The organism is Penaeicola halotolerans, from assembly GCF_016464625.1.
Lineage (GTDB): Bacteria > Bacteroidota > Bacteroidia > Cytophagales > Cyclobacteriaceae > Penaeicola > Penaeicola halotolerans.
In genome coordinates this window covers 829,836-848,036 of sequence record NZ_JAEAGO010000001.1, presented here as the reverse complement: position 1 = coordinate 848,036, position 18,201 = coordinate 829,836, and the positions used below count along the sequence as shown (strand labels likewise).

At 39.7% G+C, this 18,201-nt stretch carries 21 protein-coding genes; 7 read left to right on the top strand and 14 right to left on the bottom strand.

Annotated elements, in window-relative coordinates; genetic code table 11:
* The first annotated feature begins 25 nt into the window (after positions 1-25).
* A complete protein-coding gene (locus I5349_RS03845) occupies positions 26-1,594 on the top strand; it encodes a peptide MFS transporter (protein WP_226389407.1) in 1,569 nt (522 codons plus the stop codon).
* Positions 1,595-1,715: 121 nt separating this feature from the next.
* Here the strand turns inward: I5349_RS03845 and I5349_RS03840 are convergent, their stop codons facing one another.
* The 8 genes from I5349_RS03840 to I5349_RS03805 all read right to left on the bottom strand — a co-directional run bounded on the left by I5349_RS03840 (position 1,716) and on the right by I5349_RS03805 (position 8,357).
* Positions 1,716-1,856: a hypothetical protein gene (locus tag I5349_RS03840; RefSeq protein ID WP_226389406.1), complete on the bottom strand. Its 141-nt coding sequence runs from the start codon at positions 1,854-1,856 to the stop codon at positions 1,716-1,718.
* 138 nt (positions 1,857-1,994) lie between these two features.
* A complete protein-coding gene (locus I5349_RS03835) occupies positions 1,995-2,186 on the bottom strand; it encodes a hypothetical protein (RefSeq protein WP_226389405.1) in 192 nt (63 codons plus the stop codon).
* Between the two features lie 93 nt (positions 2,187-2,279).
* The gene (locus I5349_RS03830) at positions 2,280-2,768 is read right to left on the bottom strand and encodes a hypothetical protein (RefSeq protein WP_226389404.1); all 489 of its coding nucleotides are present in this window, start codon (positions 2,766-2,768) and stop codon (positions 2,280-2,282) included.
* Positions 2,769-3,161: 393 nt separating this feature from the next.
* Entirely contained in the window at positions 3,162-4,868 is a 1,707-nt protein-coding gene (locus tag I5349_RS03825; RefSeq protein WP_226389403.1) for a mechanosensitive ion channel family protein, read from the bottom strand.
* Positions 4,865-5,188: an Mpo1-like protein gene (locus tag I5349_RS03820; protein ID WP_226389402.1), complete on the bottom strand. Its 324-nt coding sequence runs from the start codon at positions 5,186-5,188 to the stop codon at positions 4,865-4,867. The genes I5349_RS03825 and I5349_RS03820 overlap by 4 nt, the downstream gene beginning before the upstream one ends.
* A gap of 88 nt (positions 5,189-5,276) precedes the next feature.
* Positions 5,277-5,483, bottom strand: a complete 207-nt coding sequence (locus I5349_RS03815; protein ID WP_226389401.1) for a heavy-metal-associated domain-containing protein — start codon at positions 5,481-5,483, stop codon at positions 5,277-5,279.
* Positions 5,484-5,487: 4 nt separating this feature from the next.
* Positions 5,488-7,695 (bottom strand): heavy metal translocating P-type ATPase, encoded by a 2,208-nt coding sequence (locus tag I5349_RS03810; protein ID WP_226389400.1) that lies wholly within the window; start codon positions 7,693-7,695, stop codon positions 5,488-5,490.
* Positions 7,696-7,778: 83 nt separating this feature from the next.
* Positions 7,779-8,357: an AraC family transcriptional regulator gene (locus I5349_RS03805; RefSeq protein WP_226389399.1), complete on the bottom strand. Its 579-nt coding sequence runs from the start codon at positions 8,355-8,357 to the stop codon at positions 7,779-7,781.
* Positions 8,358-8,625: 268 nt separating this feature from the next.
* Between I5349_RS03805 and I5349_RS03800 the strand changes: the two genes are divergently transcribed.
* Genes I5349_RS03800 through I5349_RS03785 form a run of 4 tightly spaced genes read left to right on the top strand, consistent with a single transcriptional unit; the run spans position 8,626 to position 11,414 of the window.
* Positions 8,626-9,195, top strand: coding sequence for an LOG family protein (locus I5349_RS03800; RefSeq protein WP_226389398.1), 570 nt, complete (start codon positions 8,626-8,628; stop codon positions 9,193-9,195).
* 21 nt (positions 9,196-9,216) lie between these two features.
* Complete coding sequence (locus tag I5349_RS03795; protein WP_226389397.1) at positions 9,217-10,062, top strand: MBL fold metallo-hydrolase; 846 nt, start codon at positions 9,217-9,219, stop codon at positions 10,060-10,062.
* 1 nt (position 10,063) lies between these two features.
* Entirely contained in the window at positions 10,064-10,849 is a 786-nt protein-coding gene (locus I5349_RS03790; RefSeq protein WP_226389396.1) for a patatin-like phospholipase family protein, read from the top strand.
* 4 nt (positions 10,850-10,853) lie between these two features.
* The gene (locus tag I5349_RS03785) at positions 10,854-11,414 is read left to right on the top strand and encodes a lysophospholipid acyltransferase family protein (RefSeq protein WP_226389508.1); all 561 of its coding nucleotides are present in this window, start codon (positions 10,854-10,856) and stop codon (positions 11,412-11,414) included.
* Between the two features lie 52 nt (positions 11,415-11,466).
* Here the strand turns inward: I5349_RS03785 and I5349_RS03780 are convergent, their stop codons facing one another.
* From I5349_RS03780 to I5349_RS03770, 3 genes are all read right to left on the bottom strand, one after another.
* Entirely contained in the window at positions 11,467-11,820 is a 354-nt protein-coding gene (locus I5349_RS03780) for a hypothetical protein (RefSeq protein WP_226389395.1), read from the bottom strand.
* A gap of 129 nt (positions 11,821-11,949) precedes the next feature.
* The gene (locus I5349_RS03775; protein WP_262895349.1) at positions 11,950-12,336 is read right to left on the bottom strand and encodes an EamA family transporter; all 387 of its coding nucleotides are present in this window, start codon (positions 12,334-12,336) and stop codon (positions 11,950-11,952) included.
* Positions 12,290-12,841 carry an EamA family transporter gene (locus tag I5349_RS03770; RefSeq protein WP_226389393.1) on the bottom strand — a complete coding sequence of 184 codons (552 nt, stop codon included), beginning with the start codon at positions 12,839-12,841 and terminating at the stop codon, positions 12,290-12,292. Before I5349_RS03770 ends, I5349_RS03775 begins: the two co-directional genes overlap by 47 nt.
* Before the next feature lie 352 nt (positions 12,842-13,193).
* Here I5349_RS03770 and I5349_RS03765 point away from each other — a divergent pair, with 352 nt between their 5' ends.
* Positions 13,194-14,075, top strand: coding sequence for an ATP-binding protein (locus I5349_RS03765; RefSeq protein WP_226389392.1), 882 nt, complete (start codon positions 13,194-13,196; stop codon positions 14,073-14,075).
* Here the strand turns inward: I5349_RS03765 and I5349_RS03760 are convergent.
* Positions 14,072-14,824, bottom strand: coding sequence for an NYN domain-containing protein (locus I5349_RS03760; protein ID WP_226389391.1), 753 nt, complete (start codon positions 14,822-14,824; stop codon positions 14,072-14,074). The two genes, I5349_RS03765 and I5349_RS03760, sit on opposite strands and share 4 nt — an antisense overlap.
* A 44-nt stretch (positions 14,825-14,868) precedes the next feature.
* Positions 14,869-15,669, bottom strand: coding sequence for a dienelactone hydrolase family protein (locus tag I5349_RS03755; protein ID WP_226389390.1), 801 nt, complete (start codon positions 15,667-15,669; stop codon positions 14,869-14,871).
* A gap of 37 nt (positions 15,670-15,706) precedes the next feature.
* On the opposite strand from I5349_RS03755, the gene I5349_RS03750 reads away from it, so the two are divergent.
* Positions 15,707-17,038 (top strand): M24 family metallopeptidase, encoded by a 1,332-nt coding sequence (locus tag I5349_RS03750; protein ID WP_226389389.1) that lies wholly within the window; start codon positions 15,707-15,709, stop codon positions 17,036-17,038.
* A gap of 54 nt (positions 17,039-17,092) precedes the next feature.
* Here I5349_RS03750 and I5349_RS03745 read toward each other — a convergent pair whose 3' ends face one another.
* Complete coding sequence (locus I5349_RS03745) at positions 17,093-18,088, bottom strand: beta-ketoacyl-ACP synthase III (RefSeq protein ID WP_226389388.1); 996 nt, start codon at positions 18,086-18,088, stop codon at positions 17,093-17,095.
* Positions 18,089-18,201 lie beyond the last annotated feature (113 nt).

Genomic DNA, 18,201 nt, shown 5'->3' with positions numbered 1-18,201 from the left:
CAGATTTTCACCTTTACAAACACCGATGAAAGATAATTTTAACATGGAACGGCTGACAGGATCCAATGAGATTTTTGGCCATCCAAAGGGTCTGATGACTTTGTTTTTCACTGAGATGTGGGAGCGCTTTAGCTATTATGGTATGCGTGCCCTGCTCATCCTATTTATGACTACTGCTGTGATCGATGGTGGCTTGGGTTTTGATGACAAGACATCAGGAGCCATCTATGGATTGTACACGATGGGCGTATATATCTTAGCACTTCCAGGAGGCTGGTTTGCCGATAGACTTCTGGGACTAAAAAAATCCGTTTGGTATGGTGGTATCATCATTGCGATAGGTCACTTTACTATGGCTTTACCTGGACTTTTTAATTTCTTAAATGAGTCTGACGTGCCTAAAGAAAGCTTAACAGCTTTTGATACTAATTCTTTTTTCCTTGGTTTGATTTTGATCGTCTTAGGTACTGGTTTGCTTAAGCCTAATATCAGCTCCATCGTGGGCCAACTATATCCAGCTGGCAGTTCAAAGCGTGATGCAGGATTTTCTATCTTCTATATGGGGATCAATCTAGGTGCTCTGATTGCCCCGATTGCTTGTAGCACTTTAGCTGCGTATGATTGGCATTTGGGTTTTGGTCTAGCTGGTCTAGGGATGGTGATAGGCCTAGTGCAGTACAAGGTCACTGGAAGACACTTAGATGGATTTGGTGAGTTTGAAGCCGCCAAAACCCCTCAAGAACTTAAAGATCGCGGAAACTTGATCAAGTTGGTATGGGGGATTTGTTCAGTTATATTGCTAGTGATCGTTTTGACTTTTTCTAACCTCATCCCTTTTGATGTTGTAGAAATAGCAGACTCATCTAAATATCTCATTGCAATTGTTGCTTCTCTTTATTTAGGGTATTTGATTTTATTCGGAGGGTTGACTAAAGATGAGCAAAAGAAAGTAGGCGTAATTGCTATCTTGTTTTTCTTTTCTGTTCTTTTTTGGTCAGGATTTGAACAAGCTGGTTCTACTTTGAATCTATTTGCTGAGCGTTTCACAGATCGTACGATAGGTGGTTGGGAAATACCTGCGGGATATTTCCAGTCGATCAACTCCATGTTTATCATCATCTTTGCGCCTATTTTTGGAGCGATGTGGGTTTGGCTTGGAAGAAGCCAAATGGAGCCAAGTTCTCCACTGAAATTTGCCTTTGGTCTTTTACTTTTAGGTATTGGTTTCTTTGTGATGTACTTCGCGGCTAAAATCGCTGCTTCAGGAGATTTGGCTGCGCCATATTGGTTGATCTTGACTTATATGCTCCATACTTTTGGAGAGTTGAGTTTGAGTCCAGTAGGACTTAGTTTAGTGACCAAATTATCACCAGCCAAGTACCAAGGTCAGATGATGGGTATTTGGTTTTTATCAATCTCTCTAGGCAATCTAATGGCAGGTCTCATAGCAGGTGAAGCTAGTGGTGGAACTGAAGAAGAATTGGCTCAAATGCCTGACTTATATATGACTATCGTTTTGTCAGTAGTAGGTGGTGGATTACTATTGTTACTCCTAGCGAAACCTATTAGAAAGTTGATGGGTGAGGTTCACTAATCTTCAGTTGGAAAAAATGATAAATGGCTGACTCTTTCGAATCAGCCATTTCTTTTGGGTATAAAAAAAGGACGGCATCTAAAATACCATCCTACTCTAATGTTTTTGAAGAAAGTTTGAATTAGTCTTTCTTATTCTTTTCGAATTCTTTTTTGCTATCGATAGCAGAGATTCCCGCACCTAGACCTATCAAGGCTACTACAATGAACCAAAATAACTGTGCGCCAAAGGCAATCGGTGAACTGAAGATATCTAGTAACATATTTTTAGTATTTAAGCTGCTTAAATTTTATGCAAGATAGTGGACAAAGCTTTTAATAGAAAGACCTCAACGGATAAATTGAACAAAGACAATAAAAAAGTCATCTGTCAAATGACTGATGACTTAAAAGATGTCGGATTAATTATCGTCAAAGTCGTCCTCTTCGAAGTCTTCATCCATATCGATGTCGTCTTCAAAGTCAACTAGATCTTCATCGATCAAATCGTCATCGTCCGCATCAAAATCGAAATCAGTTTCGATATCTTCTGCATCCTCATCGAAGTCATCTAATGAATCTTCGAAGTCGTCATCAAAATCTTCGTCAAACATAGTATTTGGGTGTTTAATGGCTGATTGTATAGTACAAATATAGGAAGTAGGCACATATACAAAACAAGAGACCAAAAATATTTTAGCCCAAAATTAAATTTTTACGAGACTTGCTTTTTGAGTCTTTGCTTGATAGAGTTCAGTGAGATCTACTGGGTTGGTTTTCAGCCATTCTTCTTCTAGAAGATCTGCCCATGTGAGAAGGTAGAGAACCACATCATCTCTTTTATTGTGCTTTAGATATCTATGCTCAATAGGGATTTGTCTCAAAATACTTTGGTCAGACAGTTTTTCTAAATGTCTTAAGTCCTCAAGACTAAGACCTGCCTCGAGCATTTTGGTCATCATCAAGTCCATAGGGTAGCCGCTCGTACCACAATATTCAAGTGTTTGTTCTGTCCAGTCACCCATGCGATGCATGGCATAAGCATGAATTTCTGCTTTGCTGAGGTGGGTGATTTCTTGTGCCAAATTGCCGCAATTGCAAGATCCCATATGACCCCACTGATAAGGAGCACCTTTCTTAAGTTTATCTGCTGTTTTTCTAAGTGCGTTGATTAGCGTTGGATTAGCTTGAGCCATGGTAATTCTATTATTGTTCTTTTATAAAAACTAATGTGAAATAGCAGTGTTTGGGTTTTCATCAATTTCTTTTATTAAACCTTAAGGTAAATCTATTGTCTAACGTTAAAAGTTCTTAAAAATCAGCTTATTGGATTATTTGGCTTGGTAGTGAAAAAACAGGAAATGTCTCTTTTTGATACAAAAACTGTTCGATTCTGTACTGCTATCTTGAAATGAATATTTGTAAATATCTGAAAATAAATGCTTTACAGTTTTGGTATAAAAGTGGTCTTATCGAATATGTCGATGATCATTTTTTAAGAACGACAGTAAAGCAAAACTTTTTCAAAGTGTTTTAATTTTGGTTTAGGTTGAACTGTAAAAAAGGAGCTAGTAAGCTCCTTTTTTCTTTTAGTCCTTGCTGTCTTTATCGACATTTTTAACTCTAAAAGGAGGAACTACATAATCTTTAGGGAGATAATTTTCTGGTATAGTTGTCATACTACCGTCTCTCAAGGTGCTGTAGTGTGGAGACATGATCTCTACATTGGCCTCATTGAAATTATCTTGAATATGCGCATGAAGTTCTGAGTAGATATGTACCATGCCTTGTGCTTTAGTGGTATAGGCATTAAGCTGATAGCTGACATAGAAGTCATCTAGGCTAGTTTGCAAGACAAATGGTGCCTTGTCCTTAGAGATATGTTTAGTAGCCTTAGCAGCATTGAGTAAAAGTTCGTGTACTTGCTTCCAAGGGACATCGTAGCCAATGGTAACTGTGGTATGCAGGATGAGTCCATGTTCTTCTGCTGACCTGCTGTAGTTGATCGTATGCCCGCTGAGGATGGCGGAGTTGGGAATGGTGATGACCTCGTTTTTGATCGTTTTGATTCGCGTGACGAGTAGATTTTTTTCTTGTACATCTCCAGTGATGTCTCCGATTTTGACCCGATCACCAAGTTTGAACGGCCTCATATAAGTAATGACTAGGCCTGCTACCATATTTGCTATCGCAGAGCTAGAGCCTAGAGAGAAAAGGATACCTAAGAAAACAGATACGCCTTTGAAAATATCCGAGTCATTCATCGGAAGCAAAGGGAATATCAATACTAAGGTGAAAGCATAAATGAAAATCTTCAGAATGCTGTAAGTGGGCTGTGCCCAATCTGGGTAAAAACCTGGTATTTCTAGCTTTTTATGTTCAATCTCATCTGCCAAAAATTTGATCAATTTGAGCGCATACTTGACGATAAACAAAATGACGATGATGCTGATCAGGTTGGGTATGTAGTTGACAAAAGCTCTGAAGGCATTGGAGAGTGGATTGAGTATATAGCTAAAGAGTTGCTCGGCAAAACCTTCAGTAAAGGGAAATAAACTAAAAAGAAGGGGGAGCGATAGGTAGATGATCAAGATGATCGTAAGCACCTTTAAGATTCGATTAGCTATCAAAAGAATCGCTACTTCCCGTTCTACGGTAATGATCTCATAGTTTTTGATGCTATATCCTTTGAGCCATGTGCCTTTTGCCTGATGGATTTTCAGCGTAGTCCATCTAAAAAGCTTATTGATCAGTCTGATGATGAGGTAAGCAACGAATAAAATAAATAATGCTAAGGCACCTTTGATCAAATAAGATTTAAGGCTGTTTTCTGCTTTCTCATTGACTAAGCTGTTTTGAATTTTATTAGCATATAGCTTGGCTAATGATTCTTGGCTTTGATCCATCCATCTTGCATCCTCTGCGGTGATGCTTAGGAGTGTGAGGTCATCTTTGATCACATCCCAGCTGTAGCCTGCATTGAGTACAGTCAAAGAGTCCGATGGTTCGAATCCTGATTCATAGAGGGTTTGGATCTTTTCATTGATAGCTTTAGCCCTTGCTTCCGCTTTGAATGGACCAAAGGTGGTGTAGATATAAAAAAGCGTATCTTGAAATGGCGCTACTGGATAGCCTACAGTGACTTTTTTCAAGGAGTCTAAGGCTATTTCGCTTTTGCTAAAAAGATTTTGATCGGTCACGCCTTGCTTTATTAGCGTGTCATTAGACTGAGCCTGAATAGGCGTATAGATGAAGCAAATGCTACATATAATAAGTAGGTGTAGGATTCTAATCATTTGCTTTTTGGGTTAAAGGGTTGCTTTCCAGTCAATAAATCCCAAAACAGGATGAAGTCTGAAGCCAGACTGTAGAGAGGATATTGGAAAGTAGCAGGTTTGTTTTGCTCATAAAAATAATGCCCGACCCAAGCAAAGCCGTAACCGATAAGTGGAATACCAATGAATGCCCACCATGTCTGTGTGATCAGTATGTAGGCTAAAAGGAGGATTACTAATGAAGTACCTACAAAATGAAGTTTTCGGCAAGTAGCATTTTGATGCTCCGATAGGTAATAGGGGTAAAACTCCTTAAGATTGGGGATACGTTTCTCGGTCATGGTTCAGCGTTTTGACTGATCATAAATTAAACAAATAAATCCCTATAAATGAAAAAGCCGATCAAATTTTGACCGGCTAATTGATACTTTAAGCTTTCAGTGCTTCATATCCGGCTTTCTTGACGACCTCTATGACTTCCTCTGCTTTGAGTGAGGTTTCTACTGTCATGATTTTGTCTGGATTATTGGTGTCTACTTCCCAGTGAGTGATCTCTGGAACAGCTTCTAAATGAGGCTTTACAGTGGCGATACAGCCTCCGCATTTGATATTTGTTTTGAATGTTAATTTTTCCATGTGTTTATAATTTACTGTTTTTTAATCTAAGACTATTAGTAACTACTGAAACTGAACTTAAGGCCATAGCTGCTCCAGCGATCATCGGATTGAGAAGAAATCCATTGATAGGGTAGAGCAGACCTGCGGCTATAGGAATACCGATCAAGTTGTAGATAAATGCCCAAAAGAGATTCTGTCTTATCGTACGAACGGTTTGTTTGGACAGTTTGATGGCTTTAGAGATCAGTTTGAGATCTGATGAGGTGATGGTCATCTTAGCTACGTCTATGGCGATATCAGAGCCTTTTCCCATGGCGATACTGACATCTGCTAGTGCCAAAGCCTGAGAGTCATTGATCCCATCACCGACCATGGCTACTACCTTGCCTTTGGCTTGTAAGTCAGCCACGATATCACTTTTATCTTGAGGTAGGAGTGATGCATACACTTCATCGATTCCTACTTCATTGGCTACGGCTTGAGCTGTTTGGTTATTGTCTCCTGTGAGCATATACACTGAGATGTCCATTGACTGAAGCTCTTGGATCGCTGCTTTTGTATTGGACTTTATTTGATCGCTGATCGCTATGAGTGCAAGGATACTGTCCTGCTTAGCAAAACAGATCACTGTCTGACCGCTTGCTGCCAGTTTACTGACTTGATTTTGGATATCGGCCGCTATGCTAACTTGATTTTCAAGTAGTAATTTCTCATTTCCTAGAAAATAGGTTTGACCTTTGAGACTGGCAGATACGCCCATTCCTGTATGACTTTCAAACTCGTCTAATGCAGTGGGTTTGATATCCTGTTCTACCAAATAACTGGTAACAGCATGGGCCAAAGGATGCTCAGATTTTTTTTCCATTGCGAGCAAAACGGCTAAATCTTCAGGCTGAGCTGCAATATTGATCATTTGATTGACAGTGGGCTTTCCTTCAGTGATAGTGCCTGTTTTATCCAATAGAACAGTATCTACTTTGACAGCATTTTCTAGGCTTTCAGCATCTTTGATCAGTATGCCATTAGAAGCACCTTTGCCCACACCTACCATGATGGCTGTAGGAGTTGCTAAACCTAATGCACATGGACAAGCGATCACTAAGACCGTTACCATGGCCATTAAGCCTTGTGTAAAGCCATTTTCTCCACCTAGAATAATCCAAAGGATAAAAGTGATGATGGATATACCGATCACGATAGGCACAAATATCCCTGCTATACGATCAACCAGTTTTTGTACAGGTGCTTTACTACCCTGAGCTTGCTTGACCATCTGTATGATGCTAGATAGGAAGGTATCAGCACCGACTTTTTCTGCTTCAAACTGGAAGCTTCCTTTTTGATTGATAGTCCCAGCATACACTTGTTCTCCAGCCGTCTTTAATATAGCAACAGGTTCTCCACTGAGCATGCTTTCATCTACATAGGATTGTCCTGATACTACCTTACCATCTACAGGTATCTGATCACCAGGCTTGACTAAGATGATTTGTCCTTTTTGAACAGTGTCTATCGGAATTATTTTCTCGGTATCGTCTTCTAAAATAGTCACTGTCTTTGGTTGCAAACCCATCAGCTTCTTCAAAGCAGTAGAAGTTTGAGATTTGGCTCTTTCTTCTAAGAGTTTTCCTAGCAAAATAAAGAAAACGATAACTGTGGCTGCTTCATAGTAAACATGTGGATGTAGCCCTCTGCTATGCCAAAAGTCTCCGAAGAAGGTGTTGAAGGCACTAAAGACAAATGCAATCCCTGTACTAAGTGCCACCAAAGCATCCATATTGGCCTTCAAATGTCTAGCTTGCTTAAAGGCTTGGATAAAAAACTGTCTTCCTATCCAAAAGATTACAGGTGCGCTTAGGACAAAACTGATCTCATTGACATAGGGCTTATCCATGAAAAACATCCCTAAGATCACTACTGGGATAGAAAGTATCCCTGCCCAGATGGTACGTGTTTTTAGTTTTTTATAGGCAATTTGCTGTGCAGCTTCTTGCTGTTCAATTGCCTCATTTTCATCCTCTGTGATCAACATGTCATAACCTATAGATTGCAATGATTTTTGAAGATCAGTCAGTTTTACTGAATTAGAGTCAAATTCCACAAGAGCCTGTTGATTAGCATAGTTGACTTCCGCTTTCTTTACACCAGCCTGTGCTTCTAATGTGGAAGATACACTAACTGCGCATCCCGCACAGGTCATTCCTAATATAGGTATTGTCTTTTTGGTCATAGCTTCTCTTTTCTAAAATGAACACTACAAAGGTAAGCTGACCACAAGTGAAGAGTCTTACATAATTTTTGAAAAGACTTATATCATTTTGAGCCTACTTCATCCAAGGGTAGTCTTTTATTTGCTTTGATCTGTTTGAAATGGCTAGGTGTGAGACCAGTTATCTTTTTGAATTGTGTGGAAAGATGCGCACTGCTGCTAAAGCCCATTTGATAAGCGATTTCTTTGAGACTTAATTCATCATAAACAAGCAGTTCTTTGACCATTTCTATGCGCTGTAGGATGTAGTATTTCTCAATGGTGATGTTTTCTTTACTAGAAAAAATGCTGCTCAGATAAGCATAATCCTGTCCTAGATGTTCTTGGAGAAGATCTGACAAGTTAGTATGTTGCTCTTGCTCTTTTTCTCTGGCTTTGGATATGAGCAAATTTTTGATTCGCTCTATGAGTTTTGATTTTTTATCATCAAGCCACTCAAATCCCAATTCACTGAGCTTATTTTTAAGTTGATTTTCTTTGCTGACCTCTAAGTGATGTTTGAGCGTAATCTCACCTAAGCTCACCTGCTGATAAGGTATGTCAAGCTGATCAAGTGCCTCTTCAACTGCTTTGACACATCTCTGGCAAACCATATTTTTTACGCCTATCTGTAAATTATCCATTTCTTATTTCATTTCTGACATTTCCTCAAAAGGAAAGGTGATTGCTGTTACTATAAATATAAAACTACGTGAATAAGTTCTTTATCTAAACTACTCAGCTAGTTACATGACCGTTTGGTATCGCATTTTATCCTATATTCTTTTTCTCGCTTTAGTATACGCTTAGATTTTTATCTTTGTGCTATTAGGGAGGTCGCCTCTATTGCTTGTGATTTTCATAAGCCTTTTAAATGATCGCTGACCAGTTTATATAATAATCAAATCAAATATGCAGTATATCACCGTTTTTTGCGGTTCTAGTAAAGGTTCGAATCCGCTATTTGTCGAGCAAGCTAAAGCCATGGCTCAAGTATTTCTTCAACATGAGATTGGGCTAGTTTATGGAGGTGGTAATGTCGGCCTGATGGGAGAGATCGCAGATGCTATGATGGATGGCGGAGGTGAAGTGATCGGGGTGATCCCGCAGCGACTAGTGGATATCGAAGTGGCACATCATGACATCAGTAGGCTAGAGGTCGTACCAGATATGCGAGTGCGTAAAGCACGAATGGCCGAACTGGCAGATGGTTTTATTACTTTGCCTGGCGGTATCGGTACTTGGGAGGAGCTATTTGAAGTATTCACGCTCAATCAGCTAGGCTATATGACTAAGCCTATTGGACTGCTCAATGTAGCAGGATATTATGACAAGTTACTAGAGTTTATATCGCATGCTGTAGAGATGAAGTTTTTCAAACCACAGCAGTATGAAATGCTCCTAGTAGCAGAAGAACCTGAAGAATTACTTCGCAAAATGGTAGCTTACAAGCCGATCAAGATGGACAAATGGATCAAGTGACAAACCTTAAAAGAGACTAAAATGAACTTACATGTAATCAATACAGGATTTTTTAAATTAGACGGTGGGGCGATGTTTGGAGTAGTGCCTAAGACGCTTTGGCAAAGAACCAATCCAGCGGATGAAAATAACCTCTGCACTTGGGCAATGAGATGTCTGCTCATAGAAGATGGAGACCGACTTATTCTGATTGATAACGGTATAGGAGATAAACAGGACGCTAAATTTTTCTCTCACTATTACCTACATGGTGAGGACACACTAGAAAAATCACTCAATAGAGCAGGTTTCTCACTGGATGACATCACAGATAATTTTCTCACGCACTTGCACTTTGACCACTGTGGTGGGGGTGTTCGCTATCGAAATGGAGATCCAGCTCATGTCGAAATGACTTTTAAGAATGCAAAATATTGGTCTAATGAAGCACATTGGCAGTGGGCTACACAACCAAACGCTAGAGAGAAAGCCTCTTTCTTGAAGGAAAATATCCTCCCAATGCAAGAAAGTGGTAATTTGGCTATGGTTGATCTACAGAACAAGCAGTTTACCGAGCATATCAGTGTCATCACAGTGGATGGGCATACAGATAAGCAGATGTTGCCGAAGTTTCAGTATAAAGGACATACGATAGTTTATGCAGCAGATTTATTGCCGTCAGTAGGCCATATCCCACTCCCTTATGTGATGGGTTATGATACGCGACCACTGTTGACACTGGAGGAGAAGCAACGCTTTTTGGAAGAAGCAGCCGATCAGCGATATGTGCTCTTCTTAGAACATGACGGAGAAAATGAATGTTGTACTGTGACGCGTACTGAGAAAGGCATCAGACTAGACCGTACTTTTTCTTTGAGTGAACTGTAAGATGGCAAAGAGTAAATCAAAAATAGGCATTGCACTCTCTGGAGGCGGTGTGAGAGGAATTTCCCATTTGGGAGTATTGAAAGCCTTAAACGAATCAGGCATCTATCCAGACCGAATAGCTGGTACAAGTGCAGGTGCTATAGCAGGAGGGCTTTATGCCTATGGTTATGCTCCTGATGAGATATTAGAGATGATCAAGCAGACTAATTTCTTTAAATTCATCAAGCCTGCCATAAGTCTTAAGGGTATTTTCAAAATGGAAAGTACCAAAGAACTCTATCAAAACTATATCAAAACGGATGATTATAGTGCTACTAAGATACCCTTTACGGCCGTAGCTGTAGATATCTGTAAGGGTAAGATCAAGTACTTTTCTGAAGGCTCGCTGATAGAGTCTATTATGGCTTCATCATGCATCCCAGGAGTTTTTGATCCTATCACTATAGAGGGTATCAGTTATGTAGATGGAGGTGTACTCAACAATCTTCCCATAGAACCACTAGAAGGAATCAGTGAGAAAATCATCGCAGTACACTGCAATCATCTGCCAGAAAAACTCAATCTTCGTAATATGAAGGAGATGATCGAGCGATCCGTCATCATGAGCATGAATAATAATGCTTACTATAGGCAGTCAAAAGCCGATTTCTTCATAGAAACTCCTTATCTAGCCAAATATGGTGTTTTTGACATCCGTAAAGCTGACATTATTTTCAAGGAAGGTTACTATTTCGCTCAAGAGTACATAGAAAATCATCCAAGTTTACAGTCCATTTCTTCCAAATAGCATCATCATGAAGGCATTAGCCCAACTTATACTAAAAATAGCCGGCTGGAAAGTAGTCGGAGGATATCCAGCAAATACGCCAAAATCAGTGATGATAGCCGCACCACATACGAGTAATTGGGATTTACTCTATGCAAGAGCAGCTTTTTTCATCATGGGTGTTCCTGTGAGATACACGATCAAAAAGGAAGTGATGGTAGGCCCACTTGGCTGGTTTTTAAAGAAACTAGGTGCTATCGCAATCGATCGTAAGCGCAAAGTCAGTGGCAAACAAATGACTTATGTAGAAAATATGGTGCAAATGCTCAAAGAGCGAGACGAGCTAGTCATCATGATCACCCCTGAGGGTACACGTAGCTATGCGAAGCGCTGGAAATCCGGTTTTTATCATATTGCACTGGAAGCTGGTGTTCCGATCATTTTGGGATATCTCGATTATAAGAAAAAGCATGCAGGTATTGGACCTGTTTTTCATCCAACAGGTGATTATGAAAAAGACCTTGAGGAGATTCAGGCTTTTTATAGAGGTGTGACCGCTAAATATCCTGAGAAAGGTGTCAGATAGTAATTTAAAAAAACCGATAATGAGTCATTATCGGTTTTAACCATAGTTTAGTTTATGAATAGGTAATGTGTTCTGTTTTTAAATGATCATAGTACAGTAGGCTGACTAGTATGATCGGTGCAAAAAGGAAAATAGAGACAAATCCAAAACAGATGAATGAAGCCAAAGTGTAGGCGATTAGACTTTGTGTAATGAAGAGTCGGTAAAGAGGTAACTTTCTTTTGTCATTCCAAACTTTGATAAAAGCTGATGAGATTACTGGATAAATTATTGTGAAAGCAATCCAATAAATTTCACTTACTCTGAAATTTGGAAAGAGGATCAAAAGGAGTGAAGCACTTCCTGAAAATGCCAAAGTGAGCAGTGCAGTCTGAGTAGCTGTTATTTTTAAATTCTCTGTTTTCATGACTGTTTGTTTTGGTATAGTCTATACAGAGCAGAGTTTATTCCAAATTGTTTAAAGTATTGATAAACAACATCTTATAATAATTTACTTTAAGTGAAATTTGTAGAAATATTCCTCAGTTTGAGGTTTTTATTTTCTTGATAGCTTGATTTTTTTGGCATTGGACAGGATGATGGCTGATAGTATGATGGCCACTCCAAGCCATTGTATTGCAGATACAGATTCGCCAAGTATGATACTTGACATCAGCACAGCTACAGGTAGCTCTGCCGAGCTGATGATAGAGCTGAGACCTACGCCTGTCTTTGGGATACCTATCGCAAAGAATATAGGAGGGATCACCGTACCGAAAAGCGCTAGTGGGATTCCCCATTTCCAAAGTCCAGCTGTGATGGCTCCATTCCAAATGAAAGTAGGAGGAAAGATTACAAAAATAAGGATACAAGCACCAGTTAGCATCAAAGCACTCTTATGCAGCGGATTGAGTGCATTGCCTATTCGTCCACTTACTAGCAAGAAGATAGCGTAACAAAAAGCCGCTAACATACCATAGAAAACACCCATGATATCTATTTCTAATCTTCCTGAAGCGAAAAAAATTACCCGCAAGCAAGGTTCCAAACAAGATGACGATCACCGCGATGAATTGTACCAATGCGGGTTTTTTCTTAAAAAATAGATACTCGAGTAACATACTAATCCAAGTAAACTGCATCAACAATAGAATGGCAATTGAGGCGGGAATGAGTTTGACACATTGATAATAAAACAAACTCACCAGACCAGTAGATGCGCCCATCAGGAATACTTGCCACATCTGCTTTCTATCTAAATAGCCATCTTTGAATAATCGACCTTTCGTAGTGAAATATAATATCCAGAGAGTCATCATGCCCCAAAAAGCTTGAATTCCTGTGACATCTCCTAGAGAGTAACCCTCTTTATAAGCGAGTTTGACAAAGGTAGAGAGTACACCAAAGCTACTGGCTCCTAAAAAGACAAGCAAAATACCTCTTAACATGTATAGATTTGGTCATTAAATCAATGTAAACAAGATGAATCAATCAAGAATGATGCTTTTGATTAATTGTGTCGCAAATTAGTCAATAAAGTAAGACTAGACGCTATCAGATTACAGACTAAGAAATAAGTTTTAGGTTTTGAGCGTTAGTAATCGCGGTTAGGTGGGAACAGACGAATTGGTAATCATTTCTGATTATTTGCTATAATGCATTCATATTCAGTATTTTGATTTTTGATATAGATATTTTGTAATACACATTTTAGGCGAAAAAAACTGTAATCATTCAATTTGACATGATTAGCTTTTTCTTAATTTCGAACCTGATTCGTTATATTAAAAGATTCGTGAAATGCGATTATATGAATATCTTTCCACTATTTCGTGGCTGAAAAATAGCTTTGCACTAAAGCTTTTTGTCATATCGTTTTTGGGTATACACGTGCCGTTGATCGGTACTTTTGTTTTTTTACTACTCAATGGCTGGGGAGAGGTAAGTGTCACCTTGACAGTGATCATTCTTTTGATCTTCACTTTGGTAGCGACCATTCTGACTTTATATTTCCAACAGCAACTGCTATTTCCTATCAAGATAGCTCATAGATACATTGCTAGTTTCAGACAAAATCAGACTGTTTTAACTCCTCCAGTCATACATTCAAAAGATGAGGTTGGTCTTTTGATAACGGATATGATGTATTTGATCAAAGAGCTAAAAGACTTAGTTGAAGAAAGAGAAGATGTGGTCAGCTTGATTTCTCATGTTAGAAATAAATCATCTGAACAGTCTATCAAAGAAGTCATCGAAAGCATATCAGCTAGACTAGAAGGTATGCTACAAAGGAAATCTCTTGAACTAGTTATCAAAATAGATTCAGAGGCTAACATTCCTTTCAATAAAGATTTACTGGAGGAAGTTCTATATAATTTAGTCCATAACGCGATCAAGTTTTCACATTTAGGACAAAAAATCTTCATAGAGACCTTGACGACTTCTCAGAATATCACGATCACTGTCAAAGACGAAGGCATCGGCTTTGATCCAAATGAGGTAGAGCAAATCTTTGAAAAATTCACGTCTGCTTCGCAAGAAGGTACTTCAGGAGAGCCTAGCACTGGACTTGGCTTATACCTGTGTCGAAAGCTACTCAGAAAGATAGGAGGGCAGATTTCTGCTCAAAGCGAAGGACAAGGCAAAGGAGCTAGTTTTAAAGTAAAGATTCCGCTGACTTAGCTTTTAAGTTTGACATATACATTTTTGATGTGCTCTTTTCCGGAGGAGCGCTCGTCAATGCTAAACTTTTTGATTTCCTTTAGCAGTGGTACTAGTTTGCTATGACCATAATTTCTCGGGTCAAAGTTAGGCTGCTTCTTTAGCAAGTGACTGCCTAGCGCTCCTACAAATGCCCAACCATCATCATCGGCTAGGTCTTCTATACTTTCGGTGATAAATTTTATTAACCTAGAGTCAATTTTACTGACTGTAGTTTTACTTGTTGATTTTTGATTCTTTTTATCAAGCTCATCGTCAGTACTTTGTTGCTTTTCTAATATCTCCAGATAGATGAATTTATTGCAGGCGGAGATGAATGCAATGGGCGTTTTCTTTTCACCGATACCATAGACTTTCATGCCTGCCTCACGAAGTCTTGTCGCTAGTCGCGTAAAGTCACTGTCACTAGATACTAAGCAGAATCCATCCACTCGACCGCTATAGAGTATATCCATCGCATCGATGATCATGGCAGAGTCCGTAGCATTTTTACCCGTTGTGTAGCCGTACTGTTGGATAGGTGTGATGGCATTTTCTAGCAGTACACTTTTCCAGCCATTGAGATTAGGCTTGGTCCAGTCGCCATATATTCTTTTAAAAGTAGGAGTGCCATACTTCGTGACTTCTTCTAGCATGCCTTCAATATTACTAGAGGGGATATTATCAGCATCGATAAGTACGGCCAATCTGAGGTCATTATCTTGATTCATGAGCTAAAAATTTAAAATCCCCGATATTGTCGGGGATTGATGGATTACTTGAGTGAATTTAAAATACGAGCTAGTCGCTGCCAAGACTGATCTCTAGCAGCTTTGTTAGCTTCAGAGCCATTAGGATCGTCACCACTTCTCATGTAGGCATGACCAGCTCCATCAAATATCTCATAGACAAATCTCTGATTTTTAGCTTTCATAGCTGCGGCAGATTTTTCTATCGTGGCGTTGACACGGGCATCATTTCCTCCATAAAACCCATAAACTGGAGATTTAATCGTAGCATAGGCTGCATCATCTTGAGGGCCTGTCCCATAAAATACCAAAGCAGCTTCTAGATTTGGATTGTGTGTTGCATAATTGAAAGACTGTGAACCTCCCCAGCAAAATCCGACTACTATCACCTTACCATTGCTAGCAGGTAGACTTTTGGCATATTCAAAAGCCTTATCAAGATCTGATTTCACTTGCTCAGGTTTTAATTCGTATAGCGCATTTCGAGCAGCATCATCATTAGCAAAATCACTCGTTTTGGCTACTCCTGGTACTGTTTCAGAAAGAAGGTCAGGTGCAATAGCTATGTAGCCAGCTTCTGCTACCTGATCAGCAAATGATCTAGCCCAGTCATTAAGTCCTCTGTTTTCATGGATGACGATCACTACAGGCACTTTTTCAGCCACTTCTGGATAAACTACAAAGTTGTATACTGTACGGTCTTGGTTTTTCAATTTGACCCATTCATGGTGTCTTGGAGAGTTTTCTAAGCGCTCTAAAGCAAAATCTTGTGCTTGTAGCGTAGATATGCTAATTAATAAGAGTAGGATGATGGAATATTTTTTCATTTTGTTTAGTTTTAGCTAATTCACCAACCCTTAATCTATGCAAAAGTTATTGTTTTTACTAATTTTTGGTTTGCTGGGAGTGGCCTGTTCCCCTGATGCTCCTGAGCAAAAACCAGCGGAAGATACCGCTATATTCAAAGGTGATTCTCCTTGGCCTGAGATCAGAAAAAAGCGCATTGCTCAACTGCTTCCTCAAGCGCTAAAAGCAGCGGGTGTAGATGCATGGCTAATCATCTGTAGAGAAAATAACAATGATCCACTAGCGCATCATATAGGTGGTGAAAATGCCGGTGGAGAAGCTGCTTTTTTATTCTTCTTAGACGGTGATTCCGTTAAGTCAGTAGTTTTCTCACCAGTAGGTGAGGCAACTGCACTTCGTGATTTGAAAATACATGATGAAGTAATCAATGTTGCTAGAGATAAAAATGCATTGACCCAATTAGCTGATTATCTAAGGGATACTAAGATCAAAAATATAGCGATCAACTCTAGTACTTCCATGAATATGGGTGATGGTATCAGTGCGACTCAAAAAGAGCGTCTCATGTCGGCACTAGGACCAAAATATCAACTAGTATCAGCAGATGAAGTGATCTATGAGTGGCTTTCGATCAAGCTTCCTGAGGAGGTAGAGATCATGACTAAGGCTGCAGAGCTTACCGCTGCTTGGCAGATAGAAGCATATGAGCAGATCATCCCTGGTATCACTACAGATGCCGAGGTGGCCAAATTCCTAAAGCAAAAAATGGCAGCGTATGGTGTTACAGACGGTTGGTCTCCTGATCAAAATCCGAACGTAAACTCTGGTGCAGACAGAGGGCACTCTCATGCTACAGATAAAGTCATCATGCCGGGAGATGTCATCCAAACGGACTTTGGTATCAAGGTGTTTGATATGTGGGTCACAGATATTCAGCGATTTGCCTATGTGCTTAGAGAAGGAGAGGAAAATGCTCCTGATTCTGTCTTGCGTTATTGGGAAGGATCTAAGAGTGGTTCTAGGATAGCTTTAGCCACGATGAAGCCAGGCGTGACTGGATATGATGTGGACAAAGCTCAAAGAGCACTGATGGAGAAAAATGGATCTTCCTATGTCATGTGGAGTACGGGACATCCTGTAGGCTATGTAGCACATGATATTGGGCCTAGTCTTGGAGGTGCTCAAGTACAGGGTAACCCGCGACCAGCCTCACTGAAAGTGCTTAAGGAAGGACAAGTTTTCGCCTTTGATGGTTTTCATGCTTGGGAGTTGGCCGATGGTAGCACAAAGACCATGTCTGTAGAAGAGATGGCAGTGATTACCGCTGACGGAGCCAGATATCTGATTGCTCCTCAAGAAGAGTTGATTTTGGTCAAATCCAAAAAGTAGTTTTCTATATTCCATAAAAGTAAAAGCTCGGAAGTGATTCCGAGCTTTTATACTTTAATAGGCCCATTTCAAATAAACACTTCCATAAGTAAACCCACCTCCAAAGGCTGCTAAGATCAAGTTATCTCCCTTTTTGAAATCCTTTTCCCACTCCCAAAGGCATAGTGGGATAGTAGCGGCAGTCGTGTTGCCGTACTTTTGGATATTCAAGCAAACTTTATCCATGCTCACCCCCATACGATCAGCAGTAGCTTCTATGATGCGCTTGTTAGCTTGATGAGGTACTAGATAAGCTATATCTTCGCCCACTAGGTCATTTTTCTTCATGATCTCTTCTGCTACATCAGCCATTTTTGTCACGGCAAATTTGAAAACACTCTTACCATCTTGATAGAAATAATGTTCTTTTTTAGCTACTGTTTCGGCTGAAGCGGGGTAGGCAGATCCTCCTGCTTTCATGAATATGAGGTCTTTGCCCACAGTGTCTGTTCTGAGTATTGAATCCTGAATACCTAGCGCATCAGTACTTGGCTCTAAGAGCACTGCAGCAGCACCATCACCAAAGATGATACAGTTGTTTCGGTCACTATAGTCAGTAATGCTTGACATTTTATCAGCACCTACTACGATGACTTTTTTATACATACCAGAGCTGATGTAGTGTCCTCCTGTAACCAATGCATAAAGAAATCCACTACATGCAGCTGCTATATCAAAACTAAGGGCATTTTTGATGCCTGCTTTGTCACAAATTAAATTAGCTGTAGAGGGAAAAAACATATCTGGCGATATGGTCGCACAAATGACAGCATCTATTTCTTCTGGATTGATCCCTTTTTTAGCTAGGAGACTTTTCACAGCTTCAGCTCCTAGGTGAGAGGATCCCTTTCCTTCTCCTTTTAGTATTCTACGTTCTTTGATACCTGTTCTAGTAGTGATCCACTCATCAGTGGTTTCTACCATCTTCTCTAGTTCTGCATTGGTTAGTATGTATTCTGGTACATAACCTGCTACAGCAGTGATGGCAGCTTGGGTGATATTAGCTTTCATTTATTAAATTTTATTTGGTATTTCTTGATAAATACTCAATCAAGGTACAAATTAATAAAACGAATTGCTAATAAAAGAGCTGTTCATTGAATAATTTGCAATGAATACTTCTG